Here is an 18,044-nt window from a genome sequence, read left to right on the forward strand (position 1 = left end):
TCTTATCCATAAGAAGGCCTCTTTCATTTATGTATTTGCCCTGCAAAGCATACATTTATGATAAAGTGCCTTCTTTCTTTTTTCCAGTAAAATTATTGGCTCTCGAGAACTATTTTACACATACTTTCTCGCCGATCTCATTATTTGTTCATTAGTTCAATTCTGGCCAAAATCCTTTATTGGCTTCAATTAAATCGTCTAAGAGATTTTTAGCTACTTCAGCGTTCGGTACGATTTTAGATAGGCTCAATGCTTGCCATAGTTTTTGGTAACTGCCTTCGATATACGCTTCAACAACTAATTTTTCTGCCGTCACTTGTTGCAGCATCAAGGCTCTTTCAAAGTTAGGAATCTTTCCTTGTGCCAACGGCTCTGGACCGTCACTTCCAACAATACACGGAACTTCTACCATAGCGTCATCATCAAAATTCGCGATAGCGCCATTATTTTCAACGATCAACAACATCCGTTCATGTGTATTGAAAGCAATAGCACGTGCTAGATCAACGATAAAGGATGCATGGCTGTCAATATGGAAGCCGCTGTTTTCTGCTGTTCCTTTTTCAATGATCCCTCTGGCTGCTGTGAACACGTCTTTTTCACGGCCCGCCATTACTTCATTGGCCCGAGTAAATTCTGGATTGGAATGTGCCACTTCATAATCTGGATAGAAATAGTACTTCAAATACGTATTCGGCAAGAAGCGTGGTTCAATAGCTAATAGATCTTTCGCTTTTTTATGCGTAGCTTGCCAGCTTTCATCCATGTGCTGCGTATCAACTTCTACTTGCGTCAAGTAACCATTTTCCGCTAAATATTCTTTGATCTCGTCCAAATATTCATGTCCCGTTGCTTTGTCTTTGACACTAGTCCACCAACCAAAGTGGTTCAATCCAAAGTAGCGAACTTCTAATTCATCTGGAGTTTTTCCAACGATTTGAGACATTCTGCGTAACGTTCCTACTGGCATGTCACAAATGTTCAAGACTTTTGAATTTGGACGCATAACGCGGCAAGCTTCTGCCACAATCGCTGCTGGGTTGGAGTAGTTCAGCATCCAAGCATCAGGAGAATATTCTTCCATGTAATCAATAATTTCCATCATCCCTGTGATACTGCGCATACCATATGCGATTCCGCCTGGTCCACAAGTTTCTTGTCCAACCACACCATATTTTAAAGGAATCTTTTCATCTTGTTCACGCATTGCGTATTTTCCGACACGGATGTGCGCCATCACAAAATCTACGTCTGTAAAGGCTTCTTTTGGATCAGTTGTAAAAGAGAACTTCACTTCTGGAGCTTGTTCTTTTAACAAAATTTCTAATGCTTCGCCTAATATCCCTTGTCTTTCTTGATCATTATCGTAGAGTTTCAACTCTCTAATAGGGAAACGGTCCATGTTGTCTAATAACATCATTACGATACCTGGAGTAAATGTGCTCCCGCCACCTGCAATAACAATTGAAAACTTCTTCATTTAAAAAACTCCTTCTGTTTGTTTTATTCTTCTTCCGTGATGCCTAAATACTTATCTACAGCTTTCCGTACCGATTCTACTTGCAAACCGTATACTACTTGAACATTCTGACCCTTGACAATAATACCGCTGGCACCTGTTTCGTTTTTCAAGATACTTTCATTAACCTTGCTTGGTTCTTGCAACGTCAATCTCAAACGTGTATAGCAGTTAGTGACCGTTTCGATATTTTCAGGTCCTCCTAAAGCATTCACAATGACGCTGGCTAAACCAGTATTGCCTGTTTGAGGTTGTCCAGATGTACCTTTTTGTTGCTTGTTTTCATTGAATTCTTGTTTCGAATACAATTTCGTTTCTTGTCCTTCATCTTCACGTCCGATGGTTTTCAGATTCAATTTAGTGATCAATAAACGGAAGGTAAAGTAGTAAATAGCAAAGAACATCAATCCAACTACGATATACATGATCCAATTCGTTTTTTCTTGTCCAAGAGGAATATTGTATAAGATAAAGTCAATAAAACCGTTTGGTCCGATTGCACGAACGTTGAATAAATTCAAGACCACCATGCTCAATCCACTTAATACGGAATGCACTACGAACAAGATTGGGGCAATAAACATGAATGAAAACTCGATCGGTTCTGTAACACCAGCGATAAATGAAGTAACCGCTGCCGGAATCAAAATAGCTTTCGCTTGTTGTTTTTTCTCAGGGCTGGCTGTTTGGTACATGGCTAAACACGCTCCGATTAACCCAAACATTTTAGAAATTCCACGCGCATCCCAGATAACGCTTTGGGAAAGTACAGACACACTTGGATCTGCCATTTCGGCAAAGTAAATATTCCGAGCACCTTCAAAAACTTGTCCCCCGACTTCTTGCACTCCACCAAGGGAAGAATAAAGGAATGGTGTATACACTAAGTGGTGCAATCCAGTTGGAATCAGCAATCTTTCCAACATCCCGTATAGGAAGATTCCAAAATTACCGCTTTGATTGATCAATGTACCCAAGCTATTGATGCCGTTTTGGAAAAATGGCCAAATGTACGTAAATAATACAGCTAATAAAACAACTACCGGAATCAGTACAATGAAAACAAAACGTGAACCTCCATAAATTTGGAACGCATTACTGAATTCTTTTTCGGCATATTTATTGTGCACAATAGCCGTCGTAATTCCTAATAAGATTCCAAGGAATACACCCATATCCAAGACTTGGACACCTAATACCATAGATTGCCCAGTTCCTTGCAAAGATTCTCCTTCAAATAATAAACCAGATAATTCCATGAATTTATTCATCGCATTAATAAATACTAAGTAACCTAGTAAAGCTGTAAAACCTGCTTCAGCTTTCTTTTTATTGGCCAACCCTACTGCTAACCCCACGCAGAATACCAATCCCAAGTTGCTTAAGATCGATACCAACGAACCCGATAGAATCGTTCCAAACCCTGTGGTGATCGGGTTATCTAAAAAGGGAACGGTTTCAATTAATCGCTGATTGGTAAATACATTTCCTAGAGCAATCAATATCCCAGCTATCGGCAAAATCAATACAGGAATAAACATAGCTTTGGAAAACCGTTGTAATCCATCCATCAGTTTTTCTTTCATAACTTTTTTCCTCCTACCTCTTTTCTTCTAAACCTAGTTTATTATGAAACCCTTTTCTTTACCAGTGTTCCGGCATGTAAAAAAACGTGTTTCCTGAATTGGAAACACGTTTCGCTGTTAGTCTTCTTTTGACTTATTTTCTTGGTCCAAATACACTTTAAACAAATACTCGAATACCATCAGTAAACTGGGGTAAAAGGAGTTGGGCAGCATATTTCGGTCGTCCAACTCGTTTTTGTCATGACCTTTGAAATTCACATCCGATAATTCTGCTACCCGGTTATCAGCATTTTTTGTAAATGACACTCTAAAAATTTGTTGCCCTTCAGCAGATAACAATTTATCGATCACTTGCTGGGTTTCACCTGATTTGGAAATCGCTACAAAAGCACCAATGTCGTCCAAATTATTTTCAAAGACACCGATCGAGTCGCTTCCGGAAGCAAAAATCGTCTTTTTACCTAACACCAGCAGCTTTTTATACAAATATTCTCCTGCAATTGCTGAAAATCCAGTCGCATAAATAAAAATGTATTTTTGTTTCAAGTTTAAAACGTATTGAACAAAGTCTTCGATATCTTGTTGTGAATTGTATTGGAATACATCTGCCAGTTCAAATTTGAACAACTCTTCAGGGTCTTCTACTTGGCCGCTTTCCCTCTGCTTCACTTTTGGAGATAAGTGATAGTACATATCCACAAAACCCGTGTAGCCTAACTTTTTCGACAAACGGATCACAGAAGCAGGCGAAGTGAAATTGACTTTGGCGATTTCTCTTACCCCCATTGTCAAAACAGTATCCATATTCTCGATGACATACTTTAGTATTGTTAAATCCAATTCAGTGAGGTGCTTTCCTTCAACCAACTTTTTTAAGTCAATCAATGTTGTGATTCTCCTCGGTATATAGAGTTTAGTTAGTTCATTTCTTTGGTTAGAGCAATGATACGGTCCACGCTGTCATTCAAGTATTGGATCGTGTCATCCAGCGGTTTAGAAGTCGTGATATCCACACCCGCTACTTTTGCGGCTTCAACAGGTTTTAATTGGCCGCCTAGCGTTAAGAATTTCAACCAATCTGCTACTGCCGATTGCCCTTCTTCTTTGACACGCAAGAAAGCTTGAGTCGCGATCGTCAATCCCGCTGAATAAGTATAGGAATATAAACCCATATAGTAATGGATTTGGCGCATCCAAGTCAATTCTGCTCCTTCATTGATTTCCACAGCATCTCCCCAGAATTGCTCTAAAACAGCTCGTTTCAGTTCGCTTAATTTAGCAGCATCGAATCCTTGTCCGGCATCGATTAATTTGTACACTTCGCGTTGATAAGCTGCTTCCAGCAAATGTGTGATGTAATTGTGGAAATACGTTTTTGAGATCATACGCGTCAAAGCAAAACGTTCCATTCTAGGGTCTTCACTGTCTTTTTTCAACGAATCCGTCAATAACAATTCATTAAACGTAGACGGTGCTTCAATTAAATACAAGGACATACGCGCTGATAAAATTGAATTGTTCTCGCTGGATAAAATTCCTTGTCCTGCATGCCCTAATTCATGGAGCAACGTATAGACATCGGATAATTGGTCCGTCCAAGACATCAAAACGTAAGGATGTACACCGTAAACCGTGGCACAAAAGGCACCAGAACGTTTGCCTTTGTTTTGCGCAAAATCCACCCATCTTTCAGGATAAGCCCGCATAACCAGATTCGTATAATCTTGACCTAATACAGAAATAGCTTTTTGCACCAGATTTTTAGACTCTTCCACCGTAACGGTTGGCGCAAATTCATGGTCCAAGTCGATTTTAATGTCGGCATACGTCATCTTGTCTAAGCCGTTTTCTTCTTTGACATGGGTAATGTATTTTTGCATCACAGGTGCCAAGTCCTTCATGATGACATCGATTTGACGATTATACAACTCTTTATCCACATTTTGATTGTAGAGCAAGTAATCAAAAATAGACTCAAAACCACGCATCGTTGCCACAGTCTTTTCTTTTTGCAGTTGTGTATAATACGTTTCCGCCATTGTGTTTTGATACTTTCCTAAGACTGTGGAAAACTGTTCAAATGCAGCTCGGCGAATCGCTGTATTTGGGTGATACATATAATAATCTTCATACAGTACAAAGCTTAATGGATAGTCTTTTCCCTCTACAGTAAAGGTTCCAAAGTCCATATCCGAAGAGCGAATCTGTTCAAAAATAGATTGAGGAGCACTTAACGCTGGTTGCAATTGAGCCAGTGCCTTTTCTACAGTTGGAGCCAGTTGGATTTGTTTCTGATCTTTGACTTTTTCAATAAATATCGCATACTGAGGTGCTTCAGCAGCCACTTGTTCCAGTACGGCAGCGTCACTTTCCACCAATTCAGCATCAAAGAAACTCAATTGAGCACTCCATTCAGCCCCAAGGTTGCCGATCCAACGGTATAACTCCATATTTTTAGGATCCGAGATATCTGCAGAGACTGGCAGGTAAGCGTAATAATTCAACCATACTTGCGTCTGCATCAGCTCTTCATACTCTTTGATCGCTGCAATAATCGTTTCAGCAACAGTCAGCTGTCCTTCGTACTTATGCACAAATTCCTCCACAGCCGCTTTCGTTCCTTCAACAGCTGCATCAAATTCCGCACGTGTTTTATAAATTGCTGTGATATCCCATTTCATTTGTTCTGGTACTTCTGATCTTACTTGTAAAGCTTTTTTCGTCATCCAATCTCTCCCTTTTTAAATTGTATCCCTCAATTTGTTTTCGTCGTTATTCCAGAATATTCTAACACTTATTAATAGTATAGCATTCTTTTTGTGGAAGAAAACACACTGTCTGGTTAATTTATGGGTAAATTGTGGATAGGTTGAATTTGGATTATAGGTTGTACACAAGTTATGTTCATAAAGTTTTATAGATGCCTATGGTGAATAGCTATACTCCTAGAAAGGAATAGCTTTGACAGTATATGAAGCATTAACGCTAGCGATTTTGTTCGCTGCGTTGATTGTAGAGTTACTGAAATTTAACCAAAAAAATAATCATCTTTTAACTTTGACGGGTTAAGATGATTATTTTAATCTATTTAATTCAGTCAACTTCTTTAACGGTTCTGTGCTTTGGGGGACACGCACTAACGCATCTCCTTTTCATTTGTGTTGTAGCACACTTAGATATTTATCTTCAACTTTAGAATATTCATTTTAGTAGCTTTTCTGACAAGTAACACCTCTTACTATAATCTTCTACTCATCACATATGCTTGGCCAATATAGCCAAGCATTTTTTCATATCAACACCCTGGAGTCTTGTAGGCATATGTAGTAGTCTCCCATTTTAGTTGTTCTGAGACATACGATTGTGACCATAAGACTTATTCCCACATCCAATTTCTCCCTTTTTCACTTTATTCCTACTTGTACTTTTATCGTTCGTTTAAAAACTTCTAAGATTAGCTAAAAATACATCATTTTTAATTTCGATTAAAATAAATAGCTGTTTACAACAGTTGATGAAATGTGGAGAGTTATTCCGATATTTCTACATTGTCCACAGCGGTCGTTTAATATAACGTATTACTGAATTATTTTCCATAAAAGATTATCCAATAGATAGTAATCCAATTCTCCTATGATACAATAAAAAAAAACGATTTCTTTATTGGACTAAAATAACAAAAACTATTGTCCCTAAAATAAGACTCAGAGAGGTGAAACTACATATGAAAAATAATGAAAAACAGGCAGCAGGTAGTTCGTTGATTCCAGCTATTCAATCTGGTGATTTAATGAAACTTCTAGAAACTATTTTGAATAATCCTATGGCACATGTTAACCGTATTGATTTTTTATCAAAAATTTATGGTGTTAGCGAAGATGAGATTCGCAACGGGAGTATTACTATTAGTTTAAAAGAAAAGGAAACCATGGCCAAAGTCCGCATTCACAAAAATGTCATTGGAAGCTCCAGTCTTTCATTTGTCTCGGGTCTTCCTGGTGGGTTGGCCATGGCAGGAACAATTCCCGCAGATATTTTGCAGAACATGATTTATTCTATTAGGCTTATTCAAGAGCTTGCCTACATCTATGATTATGAAAATATTATTGATCAAGATGGTGAATTGAAGATTGACGGTTTAGTTTTATTTTTAGGTACAATGTTCAGCGCACAAGGTGCTGCATCTTTATTACGCGTAGCGAGTACAAACGCAGCAAAATATGCTTCAAAAAAAATTATGACAACAGCCTTAACTAAAACACTCTGGTATCCATTTATAAAAAATATCTCAAAAGTAGTTGCCTCAAAAACACTAACTAAAAAAGGACTTGCAAGCGCGGCTTCAAAAGCTATTCCTGTTATTGGGGGTATAGCTTCTGGTGGTCTTACAGCTGTTACCATGGAGCTAGCAGCGAAGAAGTTAAATAGAGAATTAATTAAAGGTTACAGTTCAAATTATAAAGAAGGTAATTTTAATAAAGATTTAGAAATCATTGAAGCCGAATTTGAAGAAATTACATCAACAGATAATACTAAAATTGTTTAAACTCCATAAATACAGAATAATAGCTTCCTACACGCGATATTGTCCACAAATTTAGTTTCTATTCTGTGTAAAAGACTATCTATGTTAGAATACTTGTAAGATAACTAGACTTTTTAGGAGGCTGCGATTATGGTTTATGATTTTACTACTGCTGTCAACAGATCACATACAGGTTCCGCTAAATGGCAACAAATGCATGACTGGAATCCTTCATTAGATGATAACATTTATCCTTTATCTATCGCTGATGTGGATATGAAAATGGCGCCTGAAATTATTCAAGGGCTTCAAAAATTTTTAGAAACAGCTATTTTGGGTTACGACCTACCTACCAAAGAGTATTTATCGGCTGTAAAAAATTGGATGAAAATCCAGCACCATTGGGAAATTGAAGACGATTGGATTCTGACTATACCTGGTGTAGTCACCTCCTTCTATCCTACTATCCGTTCATTCACTGATCCAGGAGATGGCGTATTGCTTTTATCGCCTGTCTACTACCCTTTCTATGCAGCCATCGAAAAAACCGAACGCCATATTGTGAAAAGTGTCTTGATCCAAAAAGAGACACATTATGAAATCGACTTCGCAGATTTGAAAAAAAAAGCAAAAGATCCTGCGAATAAACTGCTCTTATTCTCCAATCCTCATAATCCAGTTGGGAGAGTGTGGTCCAAAGAAGAATTGGCTAAAGTGATAGACATTTGCGTGGCTAATGACGTGATTATTTTGGCAGATGAGATTCATCATGATCTCACCATGCCGGGGCATTCTTATACACCAATGGCTATAGCAACTGATGACGCAGCTTCTATTTGTATCACCGCTACAGCTGTCAGCAAGTCCTTTAATTTAGCAGGACTGAAAAACTCTAACATTATTATTTCAGACTCTACATTACGTGAACGTTTTTTAGAGGATTTGGAAGAGACTGGTTTGGATGGTGGCACAAATATGCTCGGGTTGAAAGCTACTGAATTAGCTTATACCGTTGGAGGCCCTTGGCTGCAGGAATTCAAAGAATTGATTTGGCATAATCACCAAGAACTGAAACGTTATTTCAATCAAGAATTGCCCGAAGTAACCGTTTTTGATTTGGAAGGTACGTTTTTACAATGGCTGGATTTCAATGCCTTTGGACTTTCAGCAAATGAACTCGAACAAGTTATGCACAAGGAAGCATTGGTATTTGGGGATGAAGGGTACATCTTTGGGACTGAAGGCAATGGTTTTGAACGCTTGAACCTTGCTGTGCCTACTAAAATTTTGATGGATGCACTTGAGCGTTTAGTTCATACAATGAAGAAATACCGTTAGTCAAATAAGGATGCAAACCACATTTAGTGGTTTGTATCCTTATTTATGGTGTACGGTATTATAAATTTTGGATAGCAAGAAACAGTCATGTATCAGCAAATAAGCAAGCTTGTAAATAAGTGAACAATATTCTATAATAGGTCCGTAGATAAAAAGTAAATAACCTTGTTAGGTGAGGCTACTGTACGAGAGATAGGCTGCTGCCCAGAAACGTCGAAAGACGCCAATGGGTTAACAGGAATTTTCGAATTAAGGAAATTCTTAATGCAGCTGGGGCAATCCCTATGCTGTACAAAGCTGAAACTCAACGAAGAGGTGCAGAAAACAGACAAAATATACCATTTTGAAACGTACTGCTCAGGCAGTCTTTTTGCACGCTCTTCGAGGGCGTGCTTTTTTTTGTTTTATAAATTTTTAGCGTTCATTCTAGAGTTGGGATCTTTCGCTATTTCATGGTGAGGCACTTTTTTATCGTGAAATGGAGGCCATTGTCTATAGAACTAAACGCATAAAGTAGTAACGTTCTCTATTTTTTTAACGAACGAATTCTTTTAAGGGGGTGGTTTATATGGATCCGAATCCGGATAGTCGAAGGAGAAAGTTTGAATTAACGATACAAAAAAAAGAATGGCATCTAGTAAACCTTCCCGAAAGGAATGATCGGAATGAAAAAAATAGACACTAGAAAAAATAATTACTATGCGGCTGTCTTTAGTGCTGCTAAAGAAAACAATCGGAAGAGATTCCGGAGGCTCTTCTTGAAACTCCATCTAAAAGACCAAGTAGAACTGTTTCACTTGCTTTATCCTGAAAAGAAAAAGAAAATAGAGACCTTTCTAGGCCCAGCAGAATTTGCAGAATTATTCGAATGGATGGATCCAGCAGATCAAATAGAGGCTTATGAGGTATTCTCGCCAGAGTATACCGCCCATTTGTTTCCGTATATGGAATTAGATAACATTGTGGCCTTTTTATCTTATTTTGATGAAGATGAAAAAAAAGTTCTTCTTAACTTACTCGAAGATACAGAGAGGAGAAAAGTGGAAGAAATGCTCTCCTATGAACCAGAGACTGCTGGTTCAATAATGACCAAAGGGATGGTAGTGGTTACTCTTGAACATACTATACAACAAACGATTGGTTTAGTTCGTACTATTGCGAAAGCTACAGAATTGGTTTACTACTTCTATGTTCTGGATGATGCTGATCATTTAGTCGGAGTCGTATCACTAAGGGATCTCATCCTTCATTCGGAAGAAACAAAGCTGGCAGATATCATGCATACCCAACTGGCTTTCGTCCGAATCGACGATGACCAAGAAGAGGTGGCTCAAATCATTCAAGATTACGATCTGCTGGCTGTCCCGGTTTTGGATCAGGAAAATAAACTGATGGGGATCGTAACTGTAGATGACATTATGGATGTTTTGGTCGAAGAAACTAAGGAAGATTTTAATGAATTTTCAGCTATTCGTAAAAATTCGAAAAAAATAGAAAAAGGAGAAGAAAGTGCATTTGAGATGGCTCGGCTTCGAATGCCATGGATTATCATCCTAGTTTTCCTGGGAATGATCAGTGCTTCTCTCATCAGTTCTTTTGAAGAAACACTCAACCAAGTAGTCATCCTTGCTGCTTTTATTCCTATTATCATGGACTCTGCCGGAAATGTCGGTACTCAATCACTTGCCATAGCTGTACGGAATATTTCTCAAGGAGAGGAAAGAAGCCCGAAACGATTTTGGAAGACGATCTGGAAAGAATTTCTAGCAGGTACAATGATTGGAGGTGTCGCTGGAACAGTATTGGGAGTGGTAGCAGGTCTCTTCTATGGGAATCTCATTTTAGCACTGATCATTGGCATCTCGCTTTTCTTCACACTTAGTCTCTCCACAGTAGTTGGCGCGACTATTCCAATTGTTATTCACAAAATGAACATCGATCCAGCAATTGCCTCTGGTCCTTTTATCACCACTATCAACGATGCTTTGGGATTGCTGATTTATTTTAGTATAGCAACTGAGCTGCTTCATATTTTATAACAGTATGACTACTCAAGTTGTTCTTTTATCCCTTACAAACAAAGCTTCTTTTCAATAACTAAATTGAAAAGAAGCTTTGTTACTGTTTCTGAGAATATTTCCTTAAATTTGAGCACGTTTTTGCAGTTCTGTGATAATAGCTCTTCCGTGTGTGGCGGTGATCCAGATAAACATCAAGGTACTCAATAAAAGCGACAATTGGGATGGAAACAGCCAAGTTGTCCAATTTAAAAACAAAAATGTCGTCGGCATAAATCCGAGCAGCGTTGCAGTCAACAGATACAACACATAATCTTCCACTTTTAAGCGAACGATTCGGACCGCGAAAAACATGGCTATTGTAGCAAATGTACAGATCAGCGGAATCGCATAAGTGGTAGACCAAGCACTCCAGCCCGATATATAATCCAAATACGCACAGACCAGTGAAGCAGATATGATCAAATAAACGATTCCTTTAGCTATATTTCTTCGTTTACGAATAATGATCAAGACAACTAACCATAAATTGACGATTCCAAATAAAGACCATTGCCAAACATTCAAGGGATCAGGAAAGAAAAATCCAGCTGTATAAAACCCAAGAATAATGACTACAGACGCCAACATCATCCATTTGAAAACTTTTTTCTTATTGAAACGTAAAGGAATATCCGGATAAGGGCTGCTTGCAGCTTCTGCTGACTCTACCGGATCTAATTGTTGGTGACAAAGCGGACATTCCGACCAGTCACCTTTAATATTTACCTGACAATGCGAACATCGTTTCACTCTTCATCACCTCTTAATTCTGAAGCTGTCACTTTATTTGCAGCAATCGTTACATCTATCCCAGATTTAGTCAGTTTCCGAACAAAGTTTTCTTGGATCTCTGTCTCTAAATAAGGCGACGTAAAAGAAATCGTCAAAGTTCCACCATGACTGATAACAGAAAATTGGGGTCTGACAGCAGACGTGTGGAAATAAAGCGCATGAACATAGGGATTCATCGATTGCGGCAATGACACTCGTCCGAGATTCGACATAGCCACTGTTAAATTTCGGTTGTTAAAGAAATTGATGATTTTTAACACACCATCTTTTAACGGACGCGGAATAACTCGATTAAATGGATTGTATTCAAATGCGATCAATCGGCTTAACCGTTTTTCCAAATTTTCTTTGCTCAGCTGGTGCTGCATTTGTTTCGTCAAAGTATCACAGATTTTATTGATATCCACTTCTTTTTCTTGTGGATAAGTGTATTTTAATTTGACGGTACTAAAGAAATTACGGGCTGAATCGGAAGGATAAAATTGTCTTAAATTTACCGGAACGGATATTGCGATCGTTTCCCCAGAACGAAAATGTGGACTGGCTTCTCGAATAGCTTCAAAGTATACAGCAATCAAATACATAGTCAGCGTAGCATCTTGTTCATGAGCCAAATTCAGTACTGTTTTCACCGGCATCTCTAATTCAATAATTTTTGTTCGATTATCGGCTGTTTTCCTGCCGGTTATCCGATGTATTTTCCGTTTCCGACGTTTTCTTCTTTTCGTTGCCCACATCAATCTTCTCGCTTTTCGTCCATATTCAAATGCAGCATTTTTACTGCTTTTCACAAAACTGCGCACAGCAGATTGCGCTGAGTCCGTAAAATTTTGTTGTTCACTGTGGCTAAAATGTGTGACAAAGCTGTCTTCTAAGTGTTGTTGTTGGATTTCCCGTTGTTCTTTCATTAATTCTGCTTGCGTTTGAGGATGGCGCAATAAGATATACTCTTTCAGTAAATCTTCAAAGAACCACAGCGCCCCTGTTCCGTCACTCAAAACATGGAACACTTCCAAGTGGATGCGCTTATCATTGTAAATCACACGAAACAATAACTCTTTTTGATCAAAATGATACAGCGGCGAACAAGGTGTCAATACATCAGGAACTACTCGCGGTTGAATAGTCGTCTGTTGCAGGTAATACCAAAAAATTCCTCTTCTTAACACACTATGGTACAGCATATATTGTGCATACGTTTTTTCAAGCGCTTGTTGCAGCAGGACGGAATCGACCTCATTTTCCATTTCCGCACTCAACCGAAATACTTTGGTATCAGTGGTGGACATGGCTGCTAAAAAAATATTCGAAGCATTGTCTAGTCGCACCCATCCTTTTTGGTTGGTCGTTTCCTTCTTCTTCAAACTGACTCACCTCCAAACAACTAAAACTTTCCCTTTATCGATCAGTACTTAAAAATTCATTGATAATCTCATACGTTTCAACTACCGGTTCCACGAATTTTGGGTACGTAATAAACCCATGAACGGTTTCTTTTACTCGATGAATTCTCACTTTATTTCCAGCATCTCGTAATTTTTCTCCATAAGCTTCTCCTTCATCGCGAAGCGGATCAAACTCAGCTGTCACAATCAGTGTCTCCGGCTGTTTTGTCAGATCATCAGCTGATAAAGGAGAGATATACGGACTTTGACGCGTTGCCAATTCAGGAGCATACAATTCCATATATTCTTGCATCTTTTTGGCGGTCAACCCGTAGTCATATCCATTCGTACGAATAGATTCAAAAGGAGAGTTTTCTGTGTGATCCCAATACGTGACAGGGTACAGCAATATCTGCTTTGCTGGTACTATCCTGCCTTCATCTCGCAGTAACAGCGACACTGCAGCTATCAGATTGGCTCCCGCAGAATCTCCGATCAAGGTCAACTTAGAAACATCTGCCAATCGTGCCATTTCCAAATGATTCAGCAAGATGTCCACCACCTGATAGCAGTCTTCTAACCCGGCTGGATATGGATATTCAGGAGCTAAACGGTAATTTACCGAGTACACTACCCTCCCTGTTAAATCGGCCATATTGATACAAGTATTTGTATACGTATCGATGTTTCCAGTCACCCATCCTCCACCATGAACAAATAACAAAGCATCATCGTGCCGCAGCTCTTGAGGGCGAAATACTCTAACAGGGATATCGTGAGATTGATCCTTGGAATAAATTTTTTGATCTAAGATGATGTATCCCTTCTTAGGTTTTTTAGAAAAAATCTGCTGCATCTTTCGTACAAATTCATAATCTTCCTGCATATTGATTTTAGGGGAAGACATCATTTTCAACACAAATTTAAAAATGGGATTCATCAGTGTACTCCTTCTATATTTATATACGTGCTTTTTACTGTTTATCCATTAACACACGCATATAAATCTCAGCCTTTATCAGCTGGCCCTTTTTCCTAACAGAGCTCTACTTGCTTTTATTTTACTAGACTTGAGCCTAATTTGAAACAATCAACTCAATAAAGCTGATTTATTGACCTTCTCCTACTATTCTTGTTAAGCTGTTAATTGATTACGAACGTAAACGTTTCTGTTTACATTTGATAGGAGGAATCAGTTATGAATCGAAAAAACTTTTTACCATTTTTAGCGCTGTCTACTACTTTAGCTTTAGCCGCTTGTTCTACAACAGAAGAAGCGGAAACAAATTCCTCAGAGTCCAGCAGTTCAATCGAGGAATCAAGTTCTATGGAAGAATCGGATATGGGACACATGATGCATGACGACTCTGGCGACATTCCAGAAGGACTTCAAGAAGCACAAGATCCCACCTATGCAGTTGGCGATACCGTGATGATCGAATCTGGACACATGCCTGGTATGAAAGGCGCAGAAGCTACTATTGCAGGAGCATTTGATACTGTTGCTTATGAAGTATCTTATGATCCAACGAACGGCGGCGACCGTGTAAAAAATCATAAATGGGTTGTATATGAAGAAATGGCAGAAGCTGGGGACTCGGCTCTAGAGCCAGGTACTGAAGTCACTTTGGAAGCTATGCACATGGAAGGCATGCAAGGAGCTGCTGCTACTATTGATGCAGCCAATAAAACTACGGTGTACATGGTCGACTACCAGCCTACTGATGGCAGTGAGACCGTGAAAAACCATAAATGGTTGACGGAAGATGAATTAGCTCCCGTTAAATAGGTGTTAAACAGAATGGGTTGTCTCAATATGAGATAGCCTTTTTTCATATCACTCATTTACTCCCTTGGTCATATAAAAGTCCGCATGTACCTATAATCAGGAGGTGATTACTAGGTGATCAGGTCCCACTTCCTAATTCAGCTTATTGATAGTCTCGAATTGTGAAGTAGAACGTCTCTATTTCACAATTCCGCATGTAACTAACCTCGAATTATTAAGTAGACCACCTCTACTTCACATTCCCGCATGTAATCAACCTCGAATCTTTAAGTAGACCACCTCTACTTCACATTCACACATGTAATCAACCTCGAATTATTAAGTAGACCACCTCTACTTCACATTCACACATGTAACCAACCTCGAATCTTTAAGTATCTCTCGCCTTCTTCATAATTCCACTTATAATCAGCTGTGAATCATTAAATAGCCCCCCTTCTACTCTGCAACACAACAAAATCCCTTTTCGCTGATGGTTGCCCATTAGCGAAAAGGGATTTTACTTTGCTTTAGATCATGGAGTAACCCACAGAATCCACTACATCATCTCTATTCCAGCTTATTCTTCAAACTGCTTCCAAAATGTTTTTTTGTATCTCACCAATAACCCAGCAGAAAGACTCAGGGGCACCAGAACAATAGCAACAGAAAACAGCATTTGGCCGATTGGCGGCAAAGCCAATAAAATAAACGAAACAGCCACAACAGCCAAGACACCGAAGAAAACAGTAATAAAAATACTGATGGCTTGAACCCAAGTTCCAGCTCCTCTGCTAAAGAGTTCGGTTAGATTTTGCCAATCCAGATTAAGCAATCGATAATCGCGTACAAAATAAAAGTGGCTCAGCGCAAGAGTTCCGATCACAAGCCCTGCTAAGAATAGTACTGCAAACAACAACGGGACTTGAAGGAATACCATTAATCCGATCGCCAATAACACCGGAATGATCAGTTCAATACCAAAGGCAAACAGAAATTTTTGTCTTAAATAGTGCTTCATTGAAAATGGCAGTGATTTGAGATACAAGAAGTTTTCTCGGTCTAAAGAAATGATGACTCCGACAATCGACACCGCATTTAAGGTGAAAAACGTATAAATAAATCCGCCAAAGAAAAATACCGGCCAAAATAATGTTGGAATAGCCGCTAAATCAGGACTGTTAACTAAAGTCGGTCCGATCACCACCAAGGGCAATAGGAGTTTTGAACTCAGAAACTGCATCATTAAAGTTCCGTCCTGAATGATTCCAAGATTGTATTTAAACAAGGTCTGATTGACTGAAGCAGGACGCTGAGCAGCAACTCCCTGTTTTTTCCTTTTGGTTTGTTTCTTGGGACGGCTGGATGATATTGTCGAGACGGTTTGTTCTGCTTGATAAAAAGAAGGCACAACCCATCTGATCACCACAAATGACAGAACTGCCAACACCACTACCCAACCCAGGATACCAACCCAAGCTGCTGCATCTCCTGGAGTTAAAAAAATCTGGTGGAATGCACCTAGAAAAGGAATCACAGACATATCCGGAATGATCCCTTGAGCTGTTTCAGCAGATGTCGTCGCTCGGTTGGAAAGGAAATAGACCGATACCACCATTCCAATGCTGGATAAACTGTATAAAGCAGTGATCACGCCTTGTTTGTGCTGTGTAAACAAAGGCAGCTTCGTAATGAGATGCACCAGTACAATCGAAAACGCTAAAACTACTGTTATCATCAGCAAAAATAGAACTACTGAACCCGGCAGCAAGAATAGCAAAGCATTCCCTGCATTCAACCCTAACAAAAACATCAAAATCCAAACAGGGACCAAATATGGAAGCAGCATAAAAATCAACACAGCTGCTTTTGCTGCAAACAATTCACTCGCTTTAAAAGGGAGCGGCAGATAATGGGACAAGTCTTTTGAATCGTAAAAAAGATTAAAAATCAGGTAAAAGCCTTGGAGCACAGACATTAAAATAATCGTGCCCATAAAAGACGTAAACATGCCCGGGTAGTGGACCAGATCTATATTGGAAAACATAAAACCAAATAAGAAGATAAAAATAGCCAGCAATAAAACATTTTGTCCAAGGATGTATGTATAAGCCGATAACTTAGAAGGGGCTCCTTTTTTGACCTCTTTATTACGCCGCTTTTCGATCATCTGCGGATTAGCGTAAATCATATTGACTTTAGCCAACTCCACCGTTTGTTTCATCCGCATACGTTCATCCTCTCCCTTCAGGTTCCACTGAAACAGCAGTTGGATTTTCTCCTGGTTGTCTGCCCGCCATTTTCAAATAAATGGTTTCAAGAGATTGGTGTTCGTTTTGGGCTTGCAAATCTTCAATCGTTCCATCGTACAAGACTTCTCCCTGTTTAAGGATAGCGATATGATCGCAAATTTGTTGCGCCGTATCCAATACATGAGTCGAAAACAAGACGATATTGCCTGCAGCAGCGTGCTGCTTCATCATTTCTTTTAAATCAAACGCTGCTTGCGGATCTAACCCTGTCATCGGTTCGTCTAAAATCCAAATATCCGGATTCGACAGCAAGGCCCCAATGATAAACGTTTTTTGTCGCATCCCGTGTGAGAAAGAATTGATGACTCCGTATTGATTTTCTGTCATATCGAACAACTCAAGCAATGCCGTCAATTTATCTTGATAGCTGTCAGGTGTCACCTCGTATGCAGTCGCCATCAGATTCCAATATTCCGTTGCTGTCAAACGTAAAAACATATTTGGCGAATCCGGCACATAACCGATTTTGCTTTTGATCGCCAAGCGATGCTCTGTCAATTTTTCTCCATCTACCAAAATTTCTCCTGCAGTAGGATCGATGATACTTACCAACGACTTGATTGCTGTCGATTTACCGGCTCCATTATGACCGATCAATCCAAAAATTTCCCCCGGTTGGATCGCTAACGTGACATTTTTTAATGCTTGTTTCTGCCCATAATTTTTGGACACATTTCTAAATTCAATCATCTGTATTTTTCTCCCTTTCCAACTTACCCTTTTGCTCAGTATGTCAAAAAACGCCTGAAGAATCAAGTA

General features: G+C 39.1%; 13 protein-coding genes and 1 riboswitch. Of the genes, 4 read left to right on the forward strand and 9 right to left on the reverse strand.

The annotated features are described in order from the left end of the window. Positions 1 to 151 precede the first annotated feature (151 nt). The 4 genes from ACEN4L_RS11810 to pepF all read right to left on the reverse strand — a co-directional run bounded on the left by ACEN4L_RS11810 (position 152) and on the right by pepF (position 5,831). Complete coding sequence (locus ACEN4L_RS11810; RefSeq protein ID WP_407097500.1) at positions 152 to 1,480, reverse strand: 6-phospho-alpha-glucosidase; 1,329 nt, start codon at positions 1,478 to 1,480, stop codon at positions 152 to 154. 23 nt (positions 1,481 to 1,503) lie between these two features. Next, positions 1,504 to 3,105, reverse strand: coding sequence for a PTS transporter subunit EIIC (locus ACEN4L_RS11815; RefSeq protein ID WP_407097499.1), 1,602 nt, complete (start codon positions 3,103 to 3,105; stop codon positions 1,504 to 1,506). A gap of 117 nt (positions 3,106 to 3,222) precedes the next feature. Continuing rightward, positions 3,223 to 3,990 carry a MurR/RpiR family transcriptional regulator gene (locus ACEN4L_RS11820; protein WP_407097498.1) on the reverse strand — a complete coding sequence of 256 codons (768 nt, stop codon included), beginning with the start codon at positions 3,988 to 3,990 and terminating at the stop codon, positions 3,223 to 3,225. 32 nt (positions 3,991 to 4,022) lie between these two features. After that, on the reverse strand, positions 4,023 to 5,831 hold the full coding sequence (gene pepF / locus ACEN4L_RS11825) for an oligoendopeptidase F (RefSeq protein ID WP_407097497.1): 1,809 nt from the start codon (positions 5,829 to 5,831) through the stop codon (positions 4,023 to 4,025). A 998-nt stretch (positions 5,832 to 6,829) separates the two neighbouring features. Here pepF and ACEN4L_RS11830 point away from each other — a divergent pair. From ACEN4L_RS11830 to mgtE, 3 genes are all read left to right on the forward strand, one after another. Further along, a complete protein-coding gene (locus ACEN4L_RS11830) occupies positions 6,830 to 7,651 on the forward strand; it encodes a bacteriochlorophyll 4-vinyl reductase (RefSeq protein ID WP_131832567.1) in 822 nt (273 codons plus the stop codon). Positions 7,652 to 7,780: 129 nt separating this feature from the next. Beyond that, a complete protein-coding gene (locus ACEN4L_RS11835; protein WP_407097496.1) occupies positions 7,781 to 8,968 on the forward strand; it encodes a MalY/PatB family protein in 1,188 nt (395 codons plus the stop codon). A gap of 157 nt (positions 8,969 to 9,125) precedes the next feature. Then, positions 9,126 to 9,290, forward strand: a riboswitch (M-box (ykoK) riboswitch). A gap of 343 nt (positions 9,291 to 9,633) precedes the next feature. Next, complete coding sequence (mgtE, locus tag ACEN4L_RS11840) at positions 9,634 to 11,007, forward strand: magnesium transporter (protein WP_407097495.1); 1,374 nt, start codon at positions 9,634 to 9,636, stop codon at positions 11,005 to 11,007. Positions 11,008 to 11,109: 102 nt separating this feature from the next. Here mgtE and ACEN4L_RS11845 read toward each other — a convergent pair whose 3' ends face one another. From ACEN4L_RS11845 to ACEN4L_RS11855, 3 genes are read right to left on the reverse strand one after another with little or no spacing between them, the layout of a single operon-like run. Then, the gene (locus ACEN4L_RS11845) at positions 11,110 to 11,778 is read right to left on the reverse strand and encodes a DUF6320 domain-containing protein (RefSeq protein ID WP_407097494.1); all 669 of its coding nucleotides are present in this window, start codon (positions 11,776 to 11,778) and stop codon (positions 11,110 to 11,112) included. Beyond that, positions 11,775 to 13,184: an alcohol acetyltransferase gene (locus ACEN4L_RS11850; RefSeq protein ID WP_407097493.1), complete on the reverse strand. Its 1,410-nt coding sequence runs from the start codon at positions 13,182 to 13,184 to the stop codon at positions 11,775 to 11,777. The genes ACEN4L_RS11845 and ACEN4L_RS11850 overlap by 4 nt, the downstream gene beginning before the upstream one ends. 34 nt (positions 13,185 to 13,218) lie before the next feature. Next, positions 13,219 to 14,145, reverse strand: a complete 927-nt coding sequence (locus tag ACEN4L_RS11855; protein WP_407097492.1) for an alpha/beta hydrolase — start codon at positions 14,143 to 14,145, stop codon at positions 13,219 to 13,221. 258 nt (positions 14,146 to 14,403) lie between these two features. Here ACEN4L_RS11855 and ACEN4L_RS11860 point away from each other — a divergent pair, with 258 nt between their 5' ends. After that, entirely contained in the window at positions 14,404 to 14,994 is a 591-nt protein-coding gene (locus tag ACEN4L_RS11860; RefSeq protein ID WP_407097491.1) for a YdhK family protein, read from the forward strand. Positions 14,995 to 15,553: 559 nt separating this feature from the next. On the opposite strand, the gene ACEN4L_RS11865 is transcribed toward ACEN4L_RS11860, so the two are convergent. Both ACEN4L_RS11865 and ACEN4L_RS11870 read right to left on the reverse strand, forming a co-directional pair. Further along, positions 15,554 to 17,203, reverse strand: a complete 1,650-nt coding sequence (locus ACEN4L_RS11865; RefSeq protein WP_407097490.1) for a hypothetical protein — start codon at positions 17,201 to 17,203, stop codon at positions 15,554 to 15,556. 4 nt (positions 17,204 to 17,207) lie between these two features. Beyond that, positions 17,208 to 17,975: an ABC transporter ATP-binding protein gene (locus ACEN4L_RS11870; RefSeq protein WP_407097489.1), complete on the reverse strand. Its 768-nt coding sequence runs from the start codon at positions 17,973 to 17,975 to the stop codon at positions 17,208 to 17,210. Positions 17,976 to 18,044: the final 69 nt, after the last annotated feature.

This window comes from Desemzia sp. FAM 23988 (assembly GCF_045528365.1).
Taxonomy (GTDB): Bacteria; Bacillota; Bacilli; order Lactobacillales; family Carnobacteriaceae; genus Desemzia.